Below are 20,676 nucleotides of genomic sequence, written 5' to 3' on the forward strand. Positions count from 1 at the left end.
CCCCCGGTGCCGACCGGGACGCGCGGCGGTCCCGCCCCTGGTCCGCGGCCCGGCCGGGACAACGCCTCATCGCGCGTGCACCGGCGCCGATACGTCCGTCGGCCGTGGTCCTCACGCGCCACGCGGGGTGGCGACGACGACGCCCCGTCGACCCACCGATGGAGGTCCCCATGGTCCGCCCCGCACGCCGCCAGCGCCGATGGGCCGCCCTCGCGGCCGTCGCCCTGCTGTCCCCGCTCGTCGCTCTCGGCGCCGTCGCCGCACCCGCCCAGGCCAAGGGGGGCGACACCTGCGACGGCGGTGGCTTCTCCCTCGTGAACACCGCCACCTCGGCCGTCGTCGCCCGCGGCGACGTCCAGCAGACGGTGCAGCCGGCGGCCCTGGGAGCCACCTCGTTCGGCGTGCGCGGGCGGTACGTCACGTTCGACGTGCGGCTCAGCGACTTCGCCGTGCTCGACTACGCCCTCACCGGTGCGGCGAGCCCCCAGGACCTGACCGGCGGTCGCCGGACGCCGGTCTTCGCGAGCAAGACCCCCGACCACCGCGGCCTCGCGCTCTCCGGCGCCGTCACCGTCTCGATCGGCGAGGACGGGCTCGCGCTGACCCGGCGCGGCGCCGGGCTGTCGATGAAGATCCAGGCCAAGGACTGCGCCCAGGGCGGCATCTTCCAGATGGAACCCCAGCGCGCGGATGCAGGCGTCACCCGCATCACCCACACGCTGGCCGACCCCGCGGACCCCGCCCTCACGCCGTTCTACTTCGACAACCCCGCGTTCCGGTCCCGGGTCGGCCAGTTCCTCGGCGCCGGCTGCACGAGCATCACCACCGGGCCGGCCGGCCAGTACTGCGTCCAGGTGACCGCCCGGACCAACATCGGCAACGGGCTGTCGCCCGCGTTCGTGGCCCGGGACAGCGCCCAGCTCGCCACCCGGGTGCCGCAGGCCGACTGCACCACCGCGACACCGCTGCCGTCGAGCCTGCAGCACTGCGGCGGGGTGTCCGTCTGGGACGTCGCGAGCGGCGGACGGATGGGCTTCGTGTCCGGCGGCGACGCCGTCGAGGTGGCCAACCCGCCGACGCTGTGCACCCACCAGTGCCGCGGCCACAACCAGGTCCAGGGACAGCTGGCGTCGCTCGGTGCGCCGTTCCCGGTCCCGACGGAGAACCGGCTCGAGCCGCGCACGTCCCAGGTCGTCCTCCAGCCCGCCACCTGAGTGCGGCGGGGGAGGGTCCGCCGGTCGCGGCGCGGCCCGGGCGGCGGTCCTCAGTGGTGGTGGCCCCCCCGGCCCAGCGTGTCCACGGGGGTCGCGCCGGGGCGGGTCCACTGCGGCACGGGCCGGCTGGTCGGGCCCCAGGTGGGCACGCCGTCGACGTCCGTGCGCCAGTACCAGCAGGGGTCGGCCCCCTCGGGCCAGCCCTCCGGGACGTCCTGCCACGCCTCGCGGCGGCCGTAGGGCGTCATGTCCAGCAGGGCGAAGAACCCGGCGGCCGCCTCGTTGCCCCGGCCGGTCGTGGTGTAGGTGAGGAACACGCGGTCACCGTCCCGCAGGAAGCAGGTCAGCGAGCCCATGCTGCCCCCGACGGGCGGCGGGACGTCGCGCACCGAGTACCAGGGCTGGGTGTAGCCCATGAACTGCACGTACGGGGCGACCTCCTCCCACCGGCCGGTGGTCAGGACGGCGCACGTGACCCCACGGGCCTCGAGGTAGACGGCGTCGTCGTGCAGGCTCCAGGCCGTGGTCGTGCAGCCCTCGCACTGGCCCTGGTGGGGGGCGCCGTCGTGCCACATGTGCTGGTAGGCGACGAGCTCCTCACGCCCCCGGAACAGGTCGAGGAAGGGGACGGGACCGTCGGCGCCGACGACCTCGACCGTCCCGTCGACCTCGACCATCGGCAGCCGGCGGCGGGCCGCCGCGATGGCGTCGCCCTCGCGGGTGTGCGCCTTCTCGCGGACCAGCAGCCTGTCCCGGGCCGCCTGCCAGGTGGACAGGTCGACGACCGGCGGACGGCCGGGCAGCTGGGTGGTCGGGTCGCTCCGCACGGTGGTCATGGCGTCCTCCGGGTGTCAGGTGCCGCGAGGCGTCGTACGGCGTCGTACGACACGGGGACCGACCCGTGGCGCGCCGGGAACTCATCGCCGCGTTGCCGCCCGCACCGCGCGGGGGCCACAGTGACGGCATGCCGCCGCCGCCCGTGTCCCCGACGGCCCCCGACCTGACCGGCCGGCAGATCATGAGCCAGGAGTGGCGGGACCTGACGTTCCTGCACTGGCGCGTCGACCCGGACGCCGTCGCCCCGCTGATGCCGCCCGGGACCCGCCCCGACGTCCACGACGGCTCGACCTGGGTGGGGCTGATCCCGTTCCGGATGGTGGGCGCCGGTGTGGGACGCGGGCCCGCCGTCCCGTGGCTGGGGTCCTTCGCGGAGACCAACGTCCGGCTGTACTCGGTGGACGAGCGCGGCCGCCGCGGCGTGGTGTTCCGCACGCTGGAGGCGTCCCGCCTGGCCGTCGTGCTCGGCGCCCGGGCGGCGTTCGCCCTGCCGTACACCTGGGCCCGGATGAGGGTCACCGAGCGGGACGGCGTGCTGACGTACGAGTCGCGACGGCGCTGGCCGGGCCCCCGTACGGCCGCCACGCGCGTCGTCGTGCGGCCGGACGCCGCGCTCGCGGCGGGTGACCCGCTGCACGACTTCCTCACCGCCCGGTGGGGCCTGCACACCCGGGCGTACGGCCGGACGCTGTACGTCCCCAACCACCACGAGCCCTGGCCGCTGCAGCGGGCGGAGCTGCTGGAGGTCGACGAGACGCTCGTGGCTGCCGCCGGGCTCCCCGGGGTGAGCTCGCGGCCACCGGACTCGGTGCTCTTCTCGCGCGGCGTCCGGACCGTCTTCGCGGTCCCCTACGACGCGGGCCGGCCGCTGCCCGCCTGACGACCCGGCCGCGGGCCACCCGTCCGAGGTGGACCGTCGGCCGGCACGCGGGCACGCGGGCACGGTCACGCGCCCGCGGTCGTTGTGCGGGTGGAGGGTGGCAGGGTCCGAAGGACGTCGAGACCGAGGGGGTGTCCACGTGAGCGAACTCCGAGCACCAGGCACCGGACCAGGCACCGGACCAGGCGCCGGACGACGGGTCGCGGTCGTGACCGGCGGCGCGCGCGGCATCGGCGCCGCGGTCGCCCGGCGCCTGGCCGCCGACGGCCGCGACGTCGCCGTCCTGGACCTGACCGAGGAGTCCACCGGCGACACCGTGGGGGCCGTCCGGGCGGCCGGCGGGCGGGCCGTCGGCGTCGGGGCCGACGTGACCCGGGCCGACCAGGTGCAGGCGGCGGTGGAGCGAGTGGTGTCCGAGCTCGGCCCGCCGACGATCCTGGTGAACAACGCCGGGATCCTGCGGGACAGCCTGCTGTTCCGGATGACCGAGGACGACTGGGACTCGGTCGTCGCGGTCCACCTCAGGGGCGCGTTCCTCATGACCCGGGCGGTGCAGGCGCACCAGGTCGAGGCCCGCTGGGGGCGGATCGTGAACCTGTCGTCGATCAGCGCGCTGGGCAACCGCGGGCAGACGAACTACGCCGCCGCGAAAGCCGGGCTGCAGGGCTTCACCAAGTCCCTGGCCATCGAGCTGGGCCCGTTCGGGATCACCGCGAACGCGATCGCGCCGGGGTTCGTGGCCACCGAGATGACGCGTGCCACGGCGCAGCGCCTCGGGATGACGTTCGAGGACTTCCTGGCCCGCGTCTCGCAGGACATCCCGGTCGGGCGGGCCGGCACACCGCAGGACATCGCGGCGGCCGCGTCGTTCTTCGCCTCGGACGAGGCGTCGTTCACCTCCGGCCAGGTCCTGTACGTGGCCGGGGGGCCGAAGGCATGACCGCGCGGGCAGGGCGGCAGGGGCACGAGGACGAGGGGCAGCGGACATGACCGCAAGGGACGTCACCGACCGGGGCGCCGACCCCGGCACACCGGCCCGCGCACGCGTCGGCGTCGGGGTGCGCGAGCCGGACTACCAGCTCACCGAGCCCCTGGACACCGACATGGCCGGGGTCTTCCGGGATCTGCCCCCCGAGGCGCTCGCCTACCGCGACCGGGCGCGGGCGTTCGTCCGCGACGAGGTGCTGCCGGTCATCGACGGGTACTGGGACCGTGCGGACCACCCCGTGCACCTGGTGCGCCGGATGGGCGAGCTCGACCTGCTGCGCGACGGCGTCGACGTCCCCGGCTTCCCACCGATGAGCCTGCTCGCGGCGTGCCTGGTCCAGGCCGAGCTGCACCGCGGGGACGGGTCCGTCGGGACGATGGCCGCGATGCAGGGCGGCCTGACGCTCCGGTCGGTCGCGCTGCTGGGCTCGCCCGAGCAGCGCGAGCGGTGGCAGGTCCCGCTCGCGCGCGGGACCGAGCTCGGCGCCTTCGCGCTGACCGAGCCCTCGCACGGCTCGGACTCGGTGAGCCTGGAGACCACCGCGACCGCCGTCGACGGCGGCTGGGTGCTCGACGGGGAGAAGAAGTGGATCGGCAACGGGTCGGCCGGCGGCCTGACCGTCGTCTGGGCCCGCGCGGACGACGACGGCGCGGTGCACGGCTTCCTCGTCCCGCAGTCCACCGCCGGCTACACCGGCGAGACGATCGAGGGGAAGATCTCGCTCCGCGCGATCTGGCAGGCCCGGGTCCGCCTGGACGGCGTCGTCGTGCCCGCCGACGCCCGGCTGCCCGGGGCGCGGACCTTCAAGGACGCCGCCCGGGTCCTGCAGGCCACCCGGCTGTCGGTGGCGTGGGGCGCCCTGGGGCACGCGACCGCCTGCTACGAGACCGCCGTGCACTACACCGGTCAGCGGGTCCAGTTCGGCCGGCCGCTCGGTGCGTCCCAGGTCGTGCAGGAGCGCCTGGCCCGGATGCTCAGCGAGCTCACCCGGGTGCAGACGCTGCTGATGGCGCTGACCCACCTGGCTCAGACGTCCGGCCTGCGCGCCGACCAGGCGTCGCTGGCCAAGTACACCGCGACCCGGGCGGCGCGGGTCATCGCCGCCGAGGCCCGCGACCTGCTCGGCGGGAACGGGATCCTGCTCCGCGACCAGGTCGCCCGGCACTTCGCCGACGTGGAGGCGCTGCACACCTACGAGGGCACCGAGACGGTGCAGGCGCTCATCATCGGGCGCGGCATCACCGGCCACTCCGCCTTCGTCTGACCCGCCACCCCGCGTCCGCCCGGTCCGGGCGCGCGGCCACCACAATGAGCCCGCACCCCGTCACCGCCGCACCCCCGTCACCGCCGACGTCGCCGCAGGAGCAGCCACCCGTGAGAACGCACCGCGTCACCGTCCACCCCAGCGCCCGCCCGCTGCCGCGCGAGGAGCAGCTGGCGTGGCGGATCGCCGAGGTCGCGGCTGACCCGGTGCCGGTCGACGACGACGTGACGGAGATGGTCGTCAACCGGGTCATCGACAACGCCGCCGTCGCGACGGCGTCGCTGCTCCGGGCGCCGGTGGTCGCGGCACGCGCGCAGGCGCTGGCCCACCGGGCGTCACCCGGCGCCGCCGTCCTGGGGGCGTCCGGCGCCGACCGGGTCAGCCCGGAGTGGGCGGCGTGGGCGAACGGCACCGCGGTCCGCGAGCTCGACTACCACGACACCTTCCTCGCTGCGGAGTACTCCCACCCGGCCGACAACATCCCGCCCGTGCTGGCCGTCGCCCAGCACGCCGCGGTCCGCCGCGCCGCGCGCCCGCTGACCGGTGCGGACGTCGTGCGCGGCATCGCCACCGGGTACGAGATCCAGGTGGACCTGGCGCGTGCGATCAGCCTGCACCGCCACAAGATCGACCACGTCGCCCACCTCGGGCCGTCCGCCGCCGCCGGCATCGGCACGCTCCTCGGGCTCGACCCCGAGGTGATCTTCCACGCCGTCGGCCAGGCGCTGCACACCACCACGGCCACCCGGCAGTCCCGCAAGGGCGCCATCTCGACGTGGAAGGCGTACGCCCCGGCGTTCGCCGGCAAGGTCGCCGTCGAGGCCGTGGACCGGGCGATGCGCGGCCAGACGTCGCCCACCCCGATCTACGAGGGGGAGGACGGCGTCATCGCCCGGCTGCTGGACGGTCCCGACGCCGCCTACGACGTGCCGCTGCCGGGGCCGGGGGAAGGGAAGCGAGCCATCCTGTCCACGTACACCAAGGAGCACTCCGCCGAGTACCAGTCGCAGGCCCTGATCGACCTGGCGCGCCGGCTGCACCGGACCCGCCCCGAGGTGGCCGACCCCGCGCGCGTCGCCTCGATCGTCCTCCACACCAGCCACCACACGCACCACGTCATCGGGTCCGGGGCGGGTGACCCGCAGAAGTACGACCCGACGGCCTCCCGGGAGACCCTGGACCACTCGATCCCGTACATCATGGCGGTCGCCCTGCAGGACGGCGCCTGGCACCACGTCGCGTCCTACGAGCCGGCCCGGGCGGCCCGGCCGGACACCGTGGCGCTGTGGCGCACCATCACCACCGCGGAGGACCCCGAGTGGACCCGGCGCTACCACTCGACCGACCAGGCCGAGCAGGCGTTCGGCGGGCGCGTCGAGATCACCCTCGTCGACGGCACCCGGGTCGTGGAGGAGATCGCGGTCGCCGACGCGCACCCGCTCGGGGCCCGCCCGTTCGGTCGCGCGCAGTACGTCGAGAAGTTCCGGACGCTGGCCGACGGCGTGCTGGCGCCGGAGGAGGTCGAGCGCTTCCTCGACGTCGCCCAGCGGCTGCCCGACCTGCGCCCGGACGAGCTCGGCGACCTCACGGTGGTCGCACCCCCCGCCCTGCTCACCGGCGTCACCACACCCGAGGGGATCTTCTGATGCTGTACGCCACCTCCACCGCCGCCCAGAAGCGGGCCACGCTGCGGTCCGGGCTCGCCGGCGGCGGGCTGCTGCGCTTCCCGGGGGCCTTCAACCCGCTGTCCGCCCGGCTCATCGAGGAGAAGGGCTTCGAGGGCGTGTACATCTCCGGGGCGGTGATCTCCGCCGACCTCGGGCTGCCCGACGTCGGGCTCACCACGGCGACCGAGGTCGCCACCCGCAGCCGGCAGATCGCCCGCATGACGGACCTGCCGGCGCTGGTGGACGCGGACACGGGCTTCGGCGAGCCGATGAACGTGGCCCGCACCGTCCAGGAGCTCGAGGACGCCGGGGTGGCCGGCCTGCACATCGAGGACCAGGTCAACCCCAAGCGGTGCGGCCACCTCGACGGCAAGCAGGTCGTCGACACCGCCACGGCGGTCCAGCGCATCCGTGCCGCCGTGGACGCCCGCCGGGACCCGGACCTGCTCGTCATGGCCCGCACCGACGTCCGTGGGATCCACGGGCTCGACGCCGCGGTGGACCGCATCAAGGCCCTGGTCGACGCCGGCGCGGACGCCGTCTTCCCCGAGGCGATGTCCTTGCTGGCCGAGTTCGAGGCGGTCGCCTCCGCGGTCGACGTGCCGGTGCTCGCCAACATGACCGAGTTCGGCAGGTCCGACCTGTTCACCACCGACGAGCTCGCTGCCGCCGGCGTCCGCGTCGTCATCTACCCCGTCTCGCTCCTGCGGGTCGCGATGGGGGCCGCCGAGCGTGCGCTGGACACGCTCGTGGCCGAGGGGTCGCTGCAGTCGCAGGTCCCCGGCATGCAGACCCGCGGACGGCTCTACGAGCTCCTCGACTACCCCGCCTACACCCGCTTCGACAGCACCGTGTTCGACTTCACCCTCTCGGCCCAGCAGGGCCGGCGCGAAGGAGCGTCATGAGCCAGGCCCAGGAGCGGACGACGTCGTCCGCCGCAGCGGCGGCGCCCGAGATCCACAAGGGCCTCGCCGGCGTGGTCGCCGACACCACGGCGATCTCCAAGGTGAACCCCGACACCAACTCCCTGCTCTACCGCGGCTACCCGGTCCAGGAGCTGGCCGCCGGCTGCACGTTCGAGCAGGTCGCGTACCTGCTCTGGCACGGCGAGCTGCCCACCGACGCGCAGCTGACCGAGCTCGAGGAGACCGGCCGCGCGCAGCGGGCGCTCGCACCCCAGGTGCGGGCGGCGATCGACCTCGTGCCGACCACCGCCCACCCGATGGACGTGCTGCGCACCGCGGTGAGCGTCATCGGGGCGTCCGACCCGACCGCCGCCGACGCCCGCCCCGAGGCCGACCTCGCGAAGTCGGTCCGGCTGCTCGCCCAGGTCCCCGCGGTGATCGCCTACGACCAGCGGCGCCGGCGCGGGCAGGACCCGGTCGAGCCGCGGTCGGACCTGGGCTACGTGGAGAACTTCCTGCACATGACCTTCGGCGAGGTGCCCGACGACGTCGTGGTCGACGCCTTCCGGGTCTCGCTGATCCTCTACGCCGAGCACTCGTTCAACGCCTCGACGTTCACCGCCCGGGTCATCACCTCGACCAGGGCGGACCTGTACTCAGCCGTCGTCGGTGCCGTCGGAGCGCTCAAGGGACCGCTGCACGGCGGTGCCAACGAGGCCGTCATGCAGATGTTCGCCGAGATCGGCGACGCCGACCACGCGGAGGCCTGGCTGCGGGACGCGCTCGCGGCCCGGCGCACGATCATGGGCTTCGGGCACCGCGTCTACAAGCACGGGGACTCCCGCGTGCCCACCATGAAGGCGTCGCTCGACCGGCTCGTCGACCACTACGGGCGGCCGGACCTCGCCGCGCTCTACGACCGGCTGGAGGCGGCGATGCGCGCCGCGAAGGGCATCGAGCCGAATCTCGACTACCCGTCCGGCCCCGCGTACCACCTCATGGGCTTCGACACCCCGACCTTCACCCCTCTGTTCGTCGCGGCGCGCATCACCGGGTGGACGGCCCACGTCATGGAGCAGGCCGCCGCGAACTCGCTGATCCGGCCGCTGTCGGCCTACAGCGGTCCACCGGAGCGGCACCTGCAGGGGTGACGGACGGCGGCCGGCACGCGCGAGCCGGGCGGCCACCTCGCAGCGCACCCCTGCGACCTGCGGGAACGTTGCCACCGGCGGCGTCGCGGTGGTAGTCCTGACGCATGGCAGCCGTCGAGGGTCGCTCAGGTTCGTCCACGGGCGTCTCCGCCGCCGACGCCTTCCCCACCCGGGTCCTGCCCCGACCCGAGGTACGGGACCTGCCGGAGGCTCCGGCGAGGTACCGCAAGCTCATCGGCCCCGGGATCGTCGCCGCCGGCGTCGGGCTGGCGTCCGGCGAGTTCATCCTGTTCCCCTACATCGCCTCCCAGGTCGGGCTGGTCTTCGTCTGGGCGGCGCTGGTCGGCCTGGTCACGCAGTACTTCATCAACCTCGAGATCGAGCGCTACACGCTCGCGACGGGGGAGACGGCGCTGACCGGGTTCAGCCGCTACTGGCGGCACTGGGGCCTGGTGTTCGCGATCCTCACTTACTGCGCCAACCTGTGGCCGGGGTGGGCGACCAGCAGCGCGACGCTGGCGTCCTACATCTTCGGCGGGACGCCGCGCTACATCGCGATCGGGATGCTGCTCGCCATCGGGCTGATCCTCACGCTGGCCCCGGTGGTGTACGTGGCCCTGGAGAGGGCGCAGATGCTGAAGGTGGCCGCCGTGCTGCTGCTGTTCGGCGTCGGTGCCGTCGTCGCCGTGGGCGCCGACGCCTGGGCCGACGCGCCGCAGATCGTCACCCGCCCCGGGATCCCGGTCGAGGCGCTCGGGTTCGCGACGCTGCTCGGTGCTCTCGCGTTCGCCGGTGCCGGCGGCGGGCAGAACCTCGTCCAGGCGAACTGGATCCGGGACAAGGGCTTCGGCATGGGCGCCTACGTCCCACGCCTGGTCAGCCCCATCACCGGCCAGCCCGAGGCGGCGCCGTCCACCGGCTACGTGTTCGAGCCGACCGAGCCGAACATGTCGGCGTGGCGCGGGTGGTGGAGGTTCGCCAACATCGAGCAGGCCGTCACGTTCGTCCTCATCACGTTCGTGACGATCCTGTTCACCTCGCTGCTGGCCTACTCGACGGTGTTCGGGCGCGAGGGGCTGGCCAGCGACATCAGCTTCATCCAGACCGAGGGCGAGGTGCTGGCCGAGCGGGTCGCGCCGTGGTTCAAGTACTTCTTCTGGGTCATCGGCTCGTTCTCGCTGTTCGCGGCGGCGCTGGGCATCGTGGACTACACCAGCCGGCTGGCGGCCGACGTCATCAAGACGAGCTACCGGCGCAGCGGGAACGAGTCGGCGATGTACGCGGTCCTGGTCTGGGGCCTGATCGCGGTCGGCATCGTCGTGCTGCTGCTGGGCTTCGACCAGCCGATCGTCCTGCTGGTGATCGCCGCCGTGGTCGGCGGGTTCATGATGTTCATCTACTCCGGGCTCCTCATCGTCATCAACCGCAGGACCCTGCCGGCGCCGATCCGCATCCGTGGCCTGCGGCTGGCCATGCTGGTGTGGGCGATCCTGCTGTTCGGCACGCTGTCGGTGCTGACGATCCAGGCGCAGATCACGCGGCTGCTCGAGGGCTGAGCCGGTGAGCGAGCGCATGGCACCGGATCTCACGCGCTTCGTCGCGGCCCAGGACGACGGCGGCACCCTCGCGGCTGCGCTGGCGGAGCTGCGCGCGGGACGCAAGCGCAGCCACTGGATGTGGTTCGTCTTCCCTCAGCTCCGCGGGCTCGGCCGCAGCCAGACGGCGCAGCTCTACGGCATCGACGGCCGGGAGCAGGCGCGGGACTACCTGCACGACGCCGTGCTGGGACCGCGGCTGCGCGAGTGCGCCCGCGCGCTGCTCGACCTGCCCGGTGACGACCCGGTCGCGGTGCTCGGCGGGGTCGACGCCCAGAAGCTGCGCTCGTCGATGACGCTGTTCGCGCACGCCGCCGACACGGACGCCGACACCACCGACACCGCCGACGCGGACGCCGACGACCGGGCGCTGTTCGTCGCCGTGCTGGACCGGTACTTCCACGGCGTCGAGGACGAGGCGACGGTGCGTCTGCTGGCGGCCGGCGGCTCCGCGAGCTGATCGACCTCTCGGGCTCCGGGCCCGCGAGCGGGCCGCCCGTCAGGCCGCCGTCAGGGCGCCAGGTGCCGGCGCGCGGCGGCGGTCACGGCGGCGGCCACGCGGTCCAGCGACGGCGACCTGAGCTTCCACTGCTGCCAGTGCAGGGTGACGTCGATCGCGCCGGACGGGTCGAGGACGACCAGGTCGCCGTCGGCCTCGAGCCGGCCGCTCTGCAGGTCGGGCAGCATCCCCCACCCCAGCCCGAGGCGGACGGCGGTGAGGAAGTCCGCCGACGCCGGGACGTAGTGCGTCGGAGGCCGTCGTCCTCCGGGCAGGCGCCCGCGCAGGTACCGGTGCTGCAGGTCGTCCTTGCGGTCGAACACCACCACGGGCGCGTCGGCCAGCGCGTCGGCGGTGGGGCCGTGCGGGAACCAGCGTGCGGCGCTCGTGGCGGCGGCCATCGGCCGGTACCGCATGGTCCCGAGCCGGGTGACCGAGCAGCCGGCCACCGGGTCCGGGTCGGTGGTGATCGCGGCCACGACGGTCCCCGACCGCAGCAGCGCGGCGGTGTGCTCTTCGTCGTCGCGGTGGAGGTCGAAGGCGACCGTCCCCGCCAGCGGCACCAGCGCGGGCAGCACCCAGGTGGCCAGGGAGTCGGCGTTGACGGCGACGGGGAGCGTCCGGGCGCCCGTCGACGCCGGACCGGCGTCGAGCTCGGCGAGCGTGTCCCCGGCCAGCAGGTCGATCTGCCGGGCGAGGCGGAGCAGCGCCTCGCCGGACTCGGTGGGCCGCACGGGCTTGCTGCGCACGAGCAGCACCCGCCCGGTCGCCACCTCCAGGGCGCGCAGACGCTGGCTGACGGCCGACGGCGTCACGTGCAGCGCTCGCGCGGCGGCCTCGAGGGTGCCCTCGGTGACCGCGGCGCTCAGCGCCCGGAGCTGGGCCAGGTCGAGGTCCATGGACAGCCACGCTAACGCCCGTGCAGAAAGATGAGCTTCTCTTCGGGCTGCGAGCTGCCTACGGTCGCCGGGTGCCCCATCTCCTCGCCGCCCTGTCCGGCCTCGGCCTCGGCCTCTCCCTCATCGTGGCCATCGGGTCGCAGAACGCGTTCGTGCTCCGGCAGGGCCTGCGGCGCCAGCGGGTCGGCGCCGTCGTGCTGGTCTGCGTGGTCTCCGACGTCGTGCTCATCGCCGCCGGGGTGGCTGGTGCCGGCGCGGTGGTGCAGAGCAGGCCAGGTCTGCTGGACGCCGTCCGGCTCGCCGGGGCGGTCTTCCTCGCCGGGTACGGCGTGCTGGCCGCCCGCCGCGCGATGCGCCCGCAGACGCTCGACGCGCGGGACGGCCTCGCGGCACCGGCGTCCGTCGCGGCGACGGTGGGCACCGCGCTGGCGCTGACCTGGCTGAACCCGCACGTCTACCTCGACACCGTCGTGCTGCTCGGCTCGATCGCGCAGAGCCACCCGGGTCGGCAGTGGTGGTTCGCGGCCGGGGCTGCCGTCGGCAGCGTCGTGTGGTTCACCGCGCTGGGCTACGGCGCCGCCCTGCTCCGCCCGCTGTTCGCGACGCCGCGCGCGTGGCGCGTGCTGGACTCGGCGATCGCCGTGGTCATGCTCGCCCTGGCGGTCTCGCTCGTGCTGTCCACCGTGTGATCGGACGCAGGGCCCCGTCCGCGCCGGGTCCCGCCGGGGGCCATGGCGTCCGGTACGTCGGGCGGCGTAGCGTCGCACACGCGGTGACCACGCGGACGACACGGGACTGGGTGAGCAGCGATGAGCATGATGGCGGACATGATGAGGTCCATGCCGATGCCGGAGACCACGGGCATGGACATGTCGATGATGCAGCCGTGCGTGGAGGCGTGCTCGGCGGCGTCGATGGCGGCGACCATGTGTGCGGACGCCGACAGCGGCGAGGGGATGGGCCGATGTGCGTCCCTGTGCATGAGCACCGCCGACATGGCGATGACCATGATGCGGATGATGCTGCGGCCGGCCGGCTACGACATGACGGCCATGACCGCGATGATGACGGCCTGCATGGCGATGGGTGAGGCCTGCGCGGCGGAGTGCGGCCGGCACGCCGAGATGTCCGAGCACTGCCGGATCTGCGCGTCCGCGTGCACCGCCATGGTGGACGCCTGCCGGACCGCGATGTCCATGATGCCCAGCGCCTAGCCCTCCGGGGCCACGCCCGACGACCCGCCCGCGTCGTCGGGGACCGGGCGCGCGGAGTACCACGCGCCCGCGGCCGCGACCAGCTCGGCGACGGGGTGCACCGCGACGGGCTCGCCCACGGCGGGCGCTGCCCGCGTCGCGAACGTCTGCAGGCCGCCGTCGAGCAGGGCGACGGTCGTCGTCCCCCGGTCGGAGGCGGCGACCAGGCCGTCGCGCCACGCGCTCGGGGAGGCGGTGGCGACGGCTGCCTGGATGGGGAGGACGTCGAACAGGGGGCGCTGGGACACGTCGGTTCCTCGGCGTTCGGTGGTGCGGTGTCGGGTGGGCCGGCGCCGGCAGCCCTGCTGCGGTGCCGGGTACGTCGCGGTGCGACGGACGGGTCCCGCACCCCCGGACCAGGCGTCACGCCTGCGGGGAGCTGCTCTCGGGCTGCGGGGACCGGGACGAGCGGGTCGTCAGCGACACATTCGACACAGGCACCGGCGCGCCGACATCGCGTCAGAGCCCACCACGAGCGTGGTGGGGGTCGCGGGCCGGGCCGAGGACATGCGCCGAGTCTGCGCGCGCGTCCACATGCTGTCAACGCATCTCGCATGGCGGATGGGCTGATCGTGCGAGGTGCGGCGGGGGCGTCCGGGAGGTGTACCCACGCCGGTGGACGCGCGGCAGCGCCCCGCGTCAGGGGCGCAGCGCCACGAGCTCGTCGGAGCCGACCAGGACCACCGTGCCGTCCGGCAGCTGGGTGAGCCCGTCGGTGCCCTCCGGGGCGGGGCGCGTCCAGGCCACGGTGCCCGACGCCACCTCGCGCGCCACGAGCACCGGACCGTCCGGCCCGGCGTCGACGGTCAGCAGGCGGCGGCCGTCGGTGACCATGCCCTCGGCGAACGTCGCACCACCGCCGCCCGTGGACCTCCAGCGCGGGCGACCGGTGCGCGCGTCCAGCGCGAGCGCTCCGGCGTCGTCCCGCACGACGAGCAGACCCGCCACGACCAGGACCTGGGTGGGCGGCACGTCGGCGGTCCAGCGGGTGGTGCCGTCGGCGGGGTCGACGCCGACGAGCGCCGGCGGGTCGCCGCGGCCGCTGCGGGTGACCACCACGAGGTCCGGCGCGGAGCCGTCGTCGACCGAGGGGCTCAGCACCAGGCCCGCGAAGGTCGCGCGCACGCGGCCGCCGGCGGCCGCCACCGTGGTCCGGGTGCCGCCCTCGCGGTCCAGGCGGCTGGTCGCCTGGAGACCGTCGGGGAGCGCCACCGGGCCGAGGGTCACGCCGGTGCCGAGGGGGCTCGGCGGGACCCGCTCGACGCGGCGCCCGGTCCGCGCGTCCAGCGTCAGGGACCACGGGCCGATGTCGAGGCGCACCACCTCGTCGTCGACGTACGAGCCCCAGCTGTCGCTCGGCGGCAGCACGTCCGGCGTGCGGTGGCTCCACCGGGGCCGACCGGTCGTGAGCGACCACCGCGTCACCTCGCCGTGGTTGTCGGGCGCCACGTCGACCCGGACGAGGTCGGCGCCCACCGTGGCCAGCGACCCCCCGCCGTCGACGTCGATGCTGCGCAGCAGGTCCCCGGTCGCGGGGTCGAGCACGCGGGCGGTCCGCGTGGGGCGCCCGTCGTCGGATCCCGCCGCGTCGCGGGGCCCGGCGGGGTCCACGCAGAGCAGGACGTCGTCGGGCCGGTCCTCCAGGCGGACCGCCTGGACCAGCGCAGGCGGTGGCCGGGTGCCGACCGGGACCACGTCGCAGGGCCCGTCGCGCTCCCAGCGCACCGTCCCCGTCACGGCGTCCACCCCGAGCGTCCTGTCCGGGGCGCTGTCCCGCACCACCAGCGTGCCGCCGATCGCGCCGAGGACGGCGGTGCCCGGCAGCTGCCACGCCACCGGGAGGGAACGGTCCAGCGGCACGCTGAGACCCGCGACGCCGTCCAGACGGGCGTCAACCGCGGCGTCCGCGAGCCGGTCCGTGACCGTGGTGGCCGCGACGGCGAGCACCACCGCCGAGGCGACCACCCACCGGACCCGGCGGGGGACCCGGGTCAGCAGCGGGGGCGGCGGTGGGACGGGCGCGACCTCGGGGGCCTCGACGTCCTCGACCAGCTCGACGTCGACGCGGCGCGTGCCCTGATCGGTCCGGCTCTCCACCGGACCCGGACCGGTCATCCCGTGCCGGTCATCTCGGACCGGTCATCTCGTGCCCGCGCACCGCCGCACCGGCAGGTCCGCGCCCGTCACCACGCGTGCGCGTCGAGGTCCAGGAGGAGCTCGGGCGCGAAGCCCGAGTCGTCCGGCTCCTCGACGGGCTCGAACCACACGGTCTTGCCCGCACGCCCGTCGGGCGGCACGGGCACGACGCCCCAGCTCGAGGAGACGGACGCCACCAGCCGCAGGCCGCGGCCGGTCGAGGCGAACGTGCTCAGGCGACGCACCTGCGGAGGCAGCGGCGACCCGTCCGAGACCTCGATGCGGACGCCGTCCGCGGTGCGCAGGACCGAGACGGTGAACGGCGTGCGCCCGTGCAGCACGGCGTTCGTGGCCAGCTCGGACACCCCGAGCTCGGCGGACGCCTCGACGTGCGTGGCGTCGCAGTGCTCCAGCTGCTCGCGGACGTAGCGCCGGGCCACGGAGACGCCCTGCGCCCTGGGGTCGATGGTCAGCGGCTCGCCGACCAGCTCGAGCATCAGCGGACCCGTCCGAGGGTGCGGTCGTCGGCAGCCGGTGCCTGCGACCACGGGATGGGCTCGCCGCCGGCGATCTGACGGTCGAACTCCCCGAAGATCCACCGGCGGTAGGCGGCTACGTCGGGGGGTGCGGTCAGGGTCAGCAGGTACCGCCCGTCCCGGGCGAACTCCTCGACCTCCTCGAGCGCCGCGGTGACCCGGTGCAGGAACGGGCGCAGCACGGTGGGGACGGTGAGCGAGACGTCCATGGACTCCTGGCCGGTCTCCTGCGCCTCGTCCATCGCGGCACTCGGGCCGGCGACCAGCGCGCCGTAGGTCGTCCGCAGCTCGTCGGCGAGGTCCAGCAGGCGCTCGGGTGCCGCGGTCGTCCCGCTCGTCTCGGCGGACACGCGCACCAGGGCCAGCTCGCGGAGCAGGTCCTGGTCGTGCTCGAGGGCGCGCGCACGGACGCCAAGGGGCACGCCGAGCAACCGCACCGTCACAGTCTGAGGCTCCTGGTCCGCCACGGGACGATGGTCGCACGGGTCGGCCGGTCCGAGCAGGTGGACGGCGCGTCGCGGGCCGGGTGAAGTGCCCCGGGCGAAGTGCCCCGGGGGTCACGACGCCGCGACGAGCCAGGTCTCGAGGTACCGGCGCAGCGGCCGCAGGTCGCCGTCGCCGCGGTGCGCGACGTGACCGTCCGGGCGCACCAGCAGGTACGCCGGCCGGGTGCGCGGCAGCCCCAGCCGCCGCGCGAGGTGGCCGGTGAGGTCCTGCACCGGGTTGCCGGACCGGCGCGGGCCGAGGCGGTGGACGGTCACGACACCGGGGTAGCGCGTCTCGACGGCGCGCACGGTCTGCGGCGGGCACGTGGCGTCGGGATCCCAGAGCAGCAGGTGGAAGCCGGGGTGGTGGAGCCGTCGGTGCAGCGTCGACGTCCCGCCCGCGACCAGCACGAGGGCGTCGGGCAGCCGGTCGCCGGGCCGTGGTGCTCGCCGGGAGCGGCCGCCGGACGTGGACAGCGGGCTGCGCGCGTACCGGATCCGCAGCTCGGCGACCGTCCGGAACGCCCTCGCCCGGGTGCCGTGGGCGTGCGTGAGCGCCTCCAGGACCACCGGCGCGACGTGGGTGCGCGCCAGCCGGACGAGCGGGTGGGAGGAGGTGGCCGCCGCGAACGCCCGGTCGGTGAGGCGGAGGACCGCGCGCCCGACCGGTGCACGCTCGGCCTCGTAGGTGTCCAGCAGCGCAGCGACGCCGCGGCCCTGCGTCACCAGCGCGAGCTTCCAGCCCAGGTCGACGGCGTCCTGGATCCCGGTGTTCATGCCCTGCGCGCCGGCGGGGCTGTGGACGTGGGCGGCGTCGCCGGCGAGGAGGACCCGCCCGGCGCGGTACCGCTCGGCGCCGCGGTGCTGGAGGCGGAAGTCCGTCATCCACTCCGGGTCGCGCAGCCCGACGGTCCCACCGGTGCGGGCGTCGACGACGCGCTGCAGGTCCGCCAGGGTCACGCCGTCCGGCGGGAGGGGGGCGCCGCGGGGGCGCATGGCGATGAGCCGCCACATCGTCGGGCGGCCGAGCGGGAAGAAGAGCAACGGGCCGTCACCGGAGAGGAACACGTGCGCGGCACCGGGGTCGAGCACGTCGGCCTCGAGGTCCGCGAGCACGAAGTGCTGGGGGTACGCCGCGCCCCGGAACGCGATCCCGGTCAGCCGACGGACCGTCGAGCGCGCCCCGTCGCAGCCCACGACGTACCGCGCACGCACGGTCCGGTCGGTGCCGGACCCGTCGCGGACCCGGCAGGTCACGCCGTCGTCGTCCTGGGTGAGCCCGACGAGCTCGACCCCCCGCTCGAGCGTGACCCCGCCGGACCGCAGGTGCTCCCCGAGGACGGACTCGGTCTCGGCCTGGGAGAGGAACAGCAGGTACGGGTAGGAGGTGTCGTCCAGCCCGATGTCGAAGAGCGGCACCTCGACGGTGCGGCGCGCGGTGTGCACCCGCAGCCGGACGGCGCGGTTGCCGCGGGCGACGAGCCGGTCGCTGATCCCCCGACCTGCGAGCACCTCGAGCGTCCGGGGCTGCAGCGCCAGCGCGCGGGACTCGTGCACCCGGTCCTGGTGCCGGTCGACGACCCGTGGGCGCACCCCGTGGGCGTGCAGCTCCGCGGCCAGTGCGAGCCCGGTCGGCCCGGCACCCACCACCAGGACGTCGACGACCTCGTCGACCTCGTCCGCCACCTCGTCGAGCGCCGGGTCCGGCATCCCCGCACCGTAGACCCGGGCGCGACGGCGCCGCGACGCCCCGGCCCGCGCGAGCAGCCCGCGCCGCCAGGCGGCAGCAGCCCCGGCCCGGCACTGGCGGGTCAGCCCCCGGTCCCGTCACCACCCCGGCCCGCCAGCGCCCGGACCGTGTCGATCGTGTCCGCCTCGGCGGCGTCCTTGTCCTCCCGGTAGCGCAGCACCCGGGCGAACCGCAGGGCGACGCCGCCCGGGTAGCGGGTCGAGCGCTGCAGTCCGTCGAACGCGACCTCGACGACCTGCTCGGGTCGCAGGGAGACGGTCCAGCCGTCGTCCTCGACGGCGAGCTGCCCGAAGCGCTCCGTCTGCCAGGCCAGCATCTCGTCCGTCATGCCCTTGAAAGTTTTTCCCAGCATCACGAAGCCGCCCGCGGGATCGCGCGCGCCGAGGTGGATGTTCGAGAGCAGTCCCTGGCGCCGGCCGGACCCGCGCTCGACCGCGAGCACGACGAGGTCGAGGGTGTGCCGCGGTTTGACCTTGACCCAGGCGCCGCCGCGGCGGCCCGCCTCGTACGGTGCCGAGGCGTCCTTGACGATGACGCCCTCCTGCCCGGCGGCCACCCAGCCCGTGAAGGCGTCCTGGGCCGTGGCGGGGTCGTCGGTCACGACCCGGTCGACGACGTGCCCTGCCGCGACCGCGTCGAGGACGGCCAGCCGCTCGGACAGCGGCAGCCCCATGAGGTCGCGCCCGTCGACGTGCAGCACGTCGAAGAAGAAGGGCCGCAGCTCGAGCGCCGCGGCGAGCTCCGCGTCGCGCGTCGCGCTGCGCGAGGCGGTCTCCTGGAACGGCCGGGGGCGCCCCGAGGCGTCCAGGGCGAGCGCCTCGCCGTCGAGCACGACCGTGCGCACCGGCAGCGCGCGGACGACCGCGACGAGCTCGGGCACGCGGGCGGTGATGTCGTCCAGGCTGCGGGTGAACACCCGCACGTCGTCCCCGTCGCGGTGCACCTGGACGCGGATCCCGTCCAGCTTCGCGTCGACCACGACCGGACGGCCCGCCAGGCCCGCCACGGCGGTCGCCACGTCCGGCGCGGAGGCGGCGAGCATGGGGCGGACCGGCCGGCCTACGGTGAGGGTGAAGCCGGCCAACGCGGCCAGGGCCGCCTCGGGCGACCCGGCCCCGAGCGCCGCGGAGGCGACCGGCTCCGTCGCGCCGGCCATCATCGCCGCGCGGCGGACCGCGTCCAGCGGGACGCCGGCGGCCTCGGCGACCGCGTCCAGGAGCAGCGCGTCGAGCGCGCCCTGGCGCAGGTCCCCGGAGACCAGGCCGCCCAGCAGGCGCTGCTCGGTCGCGGTGGCGGCGGCGAACAGGTCGGTGGCCAGCGCGGTGCGGGCCGCCGACGAGCCCGGGCCGGACAGCCCCGCCATCCGCTCGAAGGCGGCGTCCACGGCGAGCACCTCGAGCGACGGCTCCGCGGCCGGCCCAGGCATGCTGCCCAGCGACCGCCACCCCAGCCCCGTCCGCCGCTGGCGCAGCTCGCCGCCGAGGTACCGGGCGACCACGGGGACCTCGTCCGGGCCGGTACGGCGCAGCAGGTCGACGAGGAGCGCCCGCTTGGCCAGGCGCGAGCGGGTGGCGGCAACGGCCTCGGAGGTGGCGGCGACGTCGGCGAGCAGCACGCGGCCATCCTGCCGCCGGGCACCCGCACGCGCCGCCCGTCCGGTCGCGACCTGCGGCCATCGCGCTCGCACCGGGTCCGGTGGCGGTCCGGCCCACGTCCTCCGGGGCGGCCGGAGCCGACGTGCGGACGCCGGACCCGGGTGCGCACACTGGTCGCCCGACCTGCGAGGAGGCAGCCATGACCGACGCCCGTGAGGCGCGCACCGTCGTCCTGAGCGGGGCGGCCGGTCGCATCGGCACGTACCTGCGCCGTGAGGACGGGGGGCTGTCGGCCCGCGGGTGGCGGCTGCACCTGGTGGACACCGCCGAGCCGGACGGCGTGGAGCCGGACGAGACGTTCACCGCCGCGGACATCAGCGACGAGGAGGCGACCGAGACCCTCGCCCGTGCCATGGCGGGGGCGGACGGCGTCGTGCACATGGCCGGCATCCCGAGCGAGGACTCCTGGACGCGGATCCGGCGGGCGAACATCGACGGCACCTATCGCGTGCTGGAGGCCGCCCGGCGGGCGGGGGTGCGCCGCGTCGTGCTGGCGAGCTCTAACCACGCCGTCGGCTTCTACCCGACCGGTGAGGTCGCCCGGACCGACGAGAGGCCGCGTCCCGACTCCTACTACGGGGTGTCGAAGGTCGCCATGGAGGCGCTGGGCAGCCTGTACGCGGACAAGTACGGCCTGGAGGTGGTCTCGCTGCGGATCGGGCTGTGCGCGGACCGTCCCAAGACCACGTTCGACCTGGGGATCTGGCTGAGCCCGGCGGACAGCGTCCGCCTCGTGGACGCCGCGCTGCGCGGCCCGGTCAGCGAGCCCACCGTCGCGTACGGGATCTCGGCGAACACGCGGGCGTGGTGGGACCTGTCCTCGGCCCGCGCGCTGGGGTACGTCCCCCGGGACGACGCGGAGGTCTTCGCCGACGACGTCAGCCCGTACGACGGGCCGGACGTGCTCGGCCACGGCATGGCGAGCTCGGACCCGCGCGCCTGACCCGAGTACGCACCGGTGC

20 protein-coding genes are annotated in these 20,676 nt (G+C 75.2%); 12 read left to right on the forward strand and 8 right to left on the reverse strand.

Going from position 1 to position 20,676, the window contains the following annotated elements:
- Window positions 1–170: 170 nt before the first annotated feature.
- Window positions 171–1,214 (forward strand): hypothetical protein, encoded by a 1,044-nt coding sequence (locus CAE01nite_RS04125; RefSeq protein WP_146900353.1) that lies wholly within the window; start codon window positions 171–173, stop codon window positions 1,212–1,214.
- A gap of 50 nt (window positions 1,215–1,264) precedes the next feature.
- Here CAE01nite_RS04125 and CAE01nite_RS04130 read toward each other — a convergent pair whose 3' ends face one another.
- Window positions 1,265–2,050: a DUF899 family protein gene (locus CAE01nite_RS04130; RefSeq protein WP_146900356.1), complete on the reverse strand. Its 786-nt coding sequence runs from the start codon at window positions 2,048–2,050 to the stop codon at window positions 1,265–1,267.
- 128 nt (window positions 2,051–2,178) lie between these two features.
- Between CAE01nite_RS04130 and CAE01nite_RS04135 the strand changes: the two genes are divergently transcribed.
- The 8 genes from CAE01nite_RS04135 to CAE01nite_RS04170 all read left to right on the forward strand — a co-directional run bounded on the left by CAE01nite_RS04135 (window position 2,179) and on the right by CAE01nite_RS04170 (window position 10,961).
- Window positions 2,179–2,931 carry a YqjF family protein gene (locus CAE01nite_RS04135; RefSeq protein WP_146900359.1) on the forward strand — a complete coding sequence of 251 codons (753 nt, stop codon included), beginning with the start codon at window positions 2,179–2,181 and terminating at the stop codon, window positions 2,929–2,931.
- Window positions 2,932–3,070: 139 nt separating this feature from the next.
- Window positions 3,071–3,871: a 3-oxoacyl-ACP reductase FabG gene (gene fabG / locus CAE01nite_RS04140; RefSeq protein WP_146900362.1), complete on the forward strand. Its 801-nt coding sequence runs from the start codon at window positions 3,071–3,073 to the stop codon at window positions 3,869–3,871.
- A 46-nt stretch (window positions 3,872–3,917) separates the two neighbouring features.
- On the forward strand, window positions 3,918–5,183 hold the full coding sequence (locus CAE01nite_RS04145; RefSeq protein WP_146900365.1) for an acyl-CoA dehydrogenase family protein: 1,266 nt from the start codon (window positions 3,918–3,920) through the stop codon (window positions 5,181–5,183).
- 110 nt (window positions 5,184–5,293) lie between these two features.
- Window positions 5,294–6,829 carry an MmgE/PrpD family protein gene (locus tag CAE01nite_RS04150; RefSeq protein ID WP_246130994.1) on the forward strand — a complete coding sequence of 512 codons (1,536 nt, stop codon included), beginning with the start codon at window positions 5,294–5,296 and terminating at the stop codon, window positions 6,827–6,829.
- The gene (gene prpB / locus CAE01nite_RS04155; protein WP_146900370.1) at window positions 6,829–7,755 is read left to right on the forward strand and encodes a methylisocitrate lyase; all 927 of its coding nucleotides are present in this window, start codon (window positions 6,829–6,831) and stop codon (window positions 7,753–7,755) included. The genes CAE01nite_RS04150 and prpB overlap by 1 nt, the downstream gene beginning before the upstream one ends.
- On the forward strand, window positions 7,752–8,906 hold the full coding sequence (locus tag CAE01nite_RS04160; RefSeq protein WP_146900373.1) for a bifunctional 2-methylcitrate synthase/citrate synthase: 1,155 nt from the start codon (window positions 7,752–7,754) through the stop codon (window positions 8,904–8,906). Before prpB ends, CAE01nite_RS04160 begins: the two co-directional genes overlap by 4 nt.
- Before the next feature lie 104 nt (window positions 8,907–9,010).
- Complete coding sequence (locus CAE01nite_RS04165) at window positions 9,011–10,462, forward strand: Nramp family divalent metal transporter (protein ID WP_146900376.1); 1,452 nt, start codon at window positions 9,011–9,013, stop codon at window positions 10,460–10,462.
- Between the two features lie 4 nt (window positions 10,463–10,466).
- A complete protein-coding gene (locus tag CAE01nite_RS04170) occupies window positions 10,467–10,961 on the forward strand; it encodes a DUF1810 domain-containing protein (protein ID WP_307724970.1) in 495 nt (164 codons plus the stop codon).
- Between the two features lie 50 nt (window positions 10,962–11,011).
- Here the strand turns inward: CAE01nite_RS04170 and CAE01nite_RS04175 are convergent, their stop codons facing one another.
- Window positions 11,012–11,899, reverse strand: coding sequence for a LysR family transcriptional regulator ArgP (locus tag CAE01nite_RS04175; RefSeq protein ID WP_146900381.1), 888 nt, complete (start codon window positions 11,897–11,899; stop codon window positions 11,012–11,014).
- Window positions 11,900–11,970: 71 nt separating this feature from the next.
- Between CAE01nite_RS04175 and CAE01nite_RS04180 the strand changes: the two genes are divergently transcribed.
- Window positions 11,971–12,588: a LysE/ArgO family amino acid transporter gene (locus CAE01nite_RS04180; protein WP_146900384.1), complete on the forward strand. Its 618-nt coding sequence runs from the start codon at window positions 11,971–11,973 to the stop codon at window positions 12,586–12,588.
- Window positions 12,589–12,708: 120 nt separating this feature from the next.
- On the forward strand, window positions 12,709–13,113 hold the full coding sequence (locus tag CAE01nite_RS04185) for a four-helix bundle copper-binding protein (protein WP_146900387.1): 405 nt from the start codon (window positions 12,709–12,711) through the stop codon (window positions 13,111–13,113).
- Here the strand turns inward: CAE01nite_RS04185 and CAE01nite_RS04190 are convergent.
- The 6 genes from CAE01nite_RS04190 to CAE01nite_RS04215 form a co-directional block, all read right to left on the reverse strand.
- A complete protein-coding gene (locus tag CAE01nite_RS04190) occupies window positions 13,110–13,400 on the reverse strand; it encodes a nuclease (protein WP_186816410.1) in 291 nt (96 codons plus the stop codon). The two genes, CAE01nite_RS04185 and CAE01nite_RS04190, sit on opposite strands and share 4 nt — an antisense overlap.
- Window positions 13,401–13,791: 391 nt before the next feature.
- A complete protein-coding gene (locus CAE01nite_RS04195) occupies window positions 13,792–15,267 on the reverse strand; it encodes an outer membrane protein assembly factor BamB family protein (protein WP_146900390.1) in 1,476 nt (491 codons plus the stop codon).
- Between the two features lie 68 nt (window positions 15,268–15,335).
- Window positions 15,336–15,785 carry an ATP-binding protein gene (locus CAE01nite_RS04200; RefSeq protein ID WP_146900393.1) on the reverse strand — a complete coding sequence of 150 codons (450 nt, stop codon included), beginning with the start codon at window positions 15,783–15,785 and terminating at the stop codon, window positions 15,336–15,338.
- A complete protein-coding gene (locus CAE01nite_RS04205) occupies window positions 15,785–16,267 on the reverse strand; it encodes a hypothetical protein (protein ID WP_146900396.1) in 483 nt (160 codons plus the stop codon). Before CAE01nite_RS04205 ends, CAE01nite_RS04200 begins: the two co-directional genes overlap by 1 nt.
- A gap of 114 nt (window positions 16,268–16,381) precedes the next feature.
- Window positions 16,382–18,019 (reverse strand): FAD-dependent monooxygenase, encoded by a 1,638-nt coding sequence (locus tag CAE01nite_RS04210; RefSeq protein ID WP_146900399.1) that lies wholly within the window; start codon window positions 18,017–18,019, stop codon window positions 16,382–16,384.
- 101 nt (window positions 18,020–18,120) lie between these two features.
- A complete protein-coding gene (locus tag CAE01nite_RS04215) occupies window positions 18,121–19,674 on the reverse strand; it encodes an ATP-dependent DNA ligase (protein ID WP_146900402.1) in 1,554 nt (517 codons plus the stop codon).
- Between the two features lie 179 nt (window positions 19,675–19,853).
- Between CAE01nite_RS04215 and CAE01nite_RS04220 the strand changes: the two genes are divergently transcribed.
- Entirely contained in the window at window positions 19,854–20,657 is an 804-nt protein-coding gene (locus CAE01nite_RS04220) for an NAD-dependent epimerase/dehydratase family protein (RefSeq protein WP_146900405.1), read from the forward strand.
- Window positions 20,658–20,676 lie beyond the last annotated feature (19 nt).

The sequence above is a fragment of the Cellulomonas aerilata genome (assembly GCF_007991755.1).
In the GTDB taxonomy this organism is placed as follows: Bacteria; Actinomycetota; Actinomycetes; order Actinomycetales; family Cellulomonadaceae; genus Pengzhenrongella; species Pengzhenrongella aerilata.

Coding starts and splice junctions, on each gene's coding strand:
- CAE01nite_RS04185 (WP_146900387.1), top strand. CDS start 12,709: ATGAGCATGATGGCGGACATGATGAGGTCCATGCCGATGCCGGAGACC.
- CAE01nite_RS04210 (WP_146900399.1), bottom strand. CDS start 18,019: ATGCCGGACCCGGCGCTCGACGAGGTGGCGGACGAGGTCGACGAGGTC.
- CAE01nite_RS04130 (WP_146900356.1), bottom strand. CDS start 2,050: ATGACCACCGTGCGGAGCGACCCGACCACCCAGCTGCCCGGCCGTCCG.
- CAE01nite_RS04220 (WP_146900405.1), top strand. CDS start 19,854: ATGACCGACGCCCGTGAGGCGCGCACCGTCGTCCTGAGCGGGGCGGCC.
- CAE01nite_RS04165 (WP_146900376.1), top strand. CDS start 9,011: ATGGCAGCCGTCGAGGGTCGCTCAGGTTCGTCCACGGGCGTCTCCGCC.
- CAE01nite_RS04195 (WP_146900390.1), bottom strand. CDS start 15,267: ATGACCGGTCCGGGTCCGGTGGAGAGCCGGACCGATCAGGGCACGCGC.
- CAE01nite_RS04175 (WP_146900381.1), bottom strand. CDS start 11,899: ATGGACCTCGACCTGGCCCAGCTCCGGGCGCTGAGCGCCGCGGTCACC.
- CAE01nite_RS04125 (WP_146900353.1), top strand. CDS start 171: ATGGTCCGCCCCGCACGCCGCCAGCGCCGATGGGCCGCCCTCGCGGCC.
- CAE01nite_RS04135 (WP_146900359.1), top strand. CDS start 2,179: ATGCCGCCGCCGCCCGTGTCCCCGACGGCCCCCGACCTGACCGGCCGG.
- CAE01nite_RS04160 (WP_146900373.1), top strand. CDS start 7,752: ATGAGCCAGGCCCAGGAGCGGACGACGTCGTCCGCCGCAGCGGCGGCG.
- prpB (WP_146900370.1), top strand. CDS start 6,829: ATGCTGTACGCCACCTCCACCGCCGCCCAGAAGCGGGCCACGCTGCGG.
- CAE01nite_RS04145 (WP_146900365.1), top strand. CDS start 3,918: ATGACCGCAAGGGACGTCACCGACCGGGGCGCCGACCCCGGCACACCG.
- CAE01nite_RS04200 (WP_146900393.1), bottom strand. CDS start 15,785: ATGCTCGAGCTGGTCGGCGAGCCGCTGACCATCGACCCCAGGGCGCAG.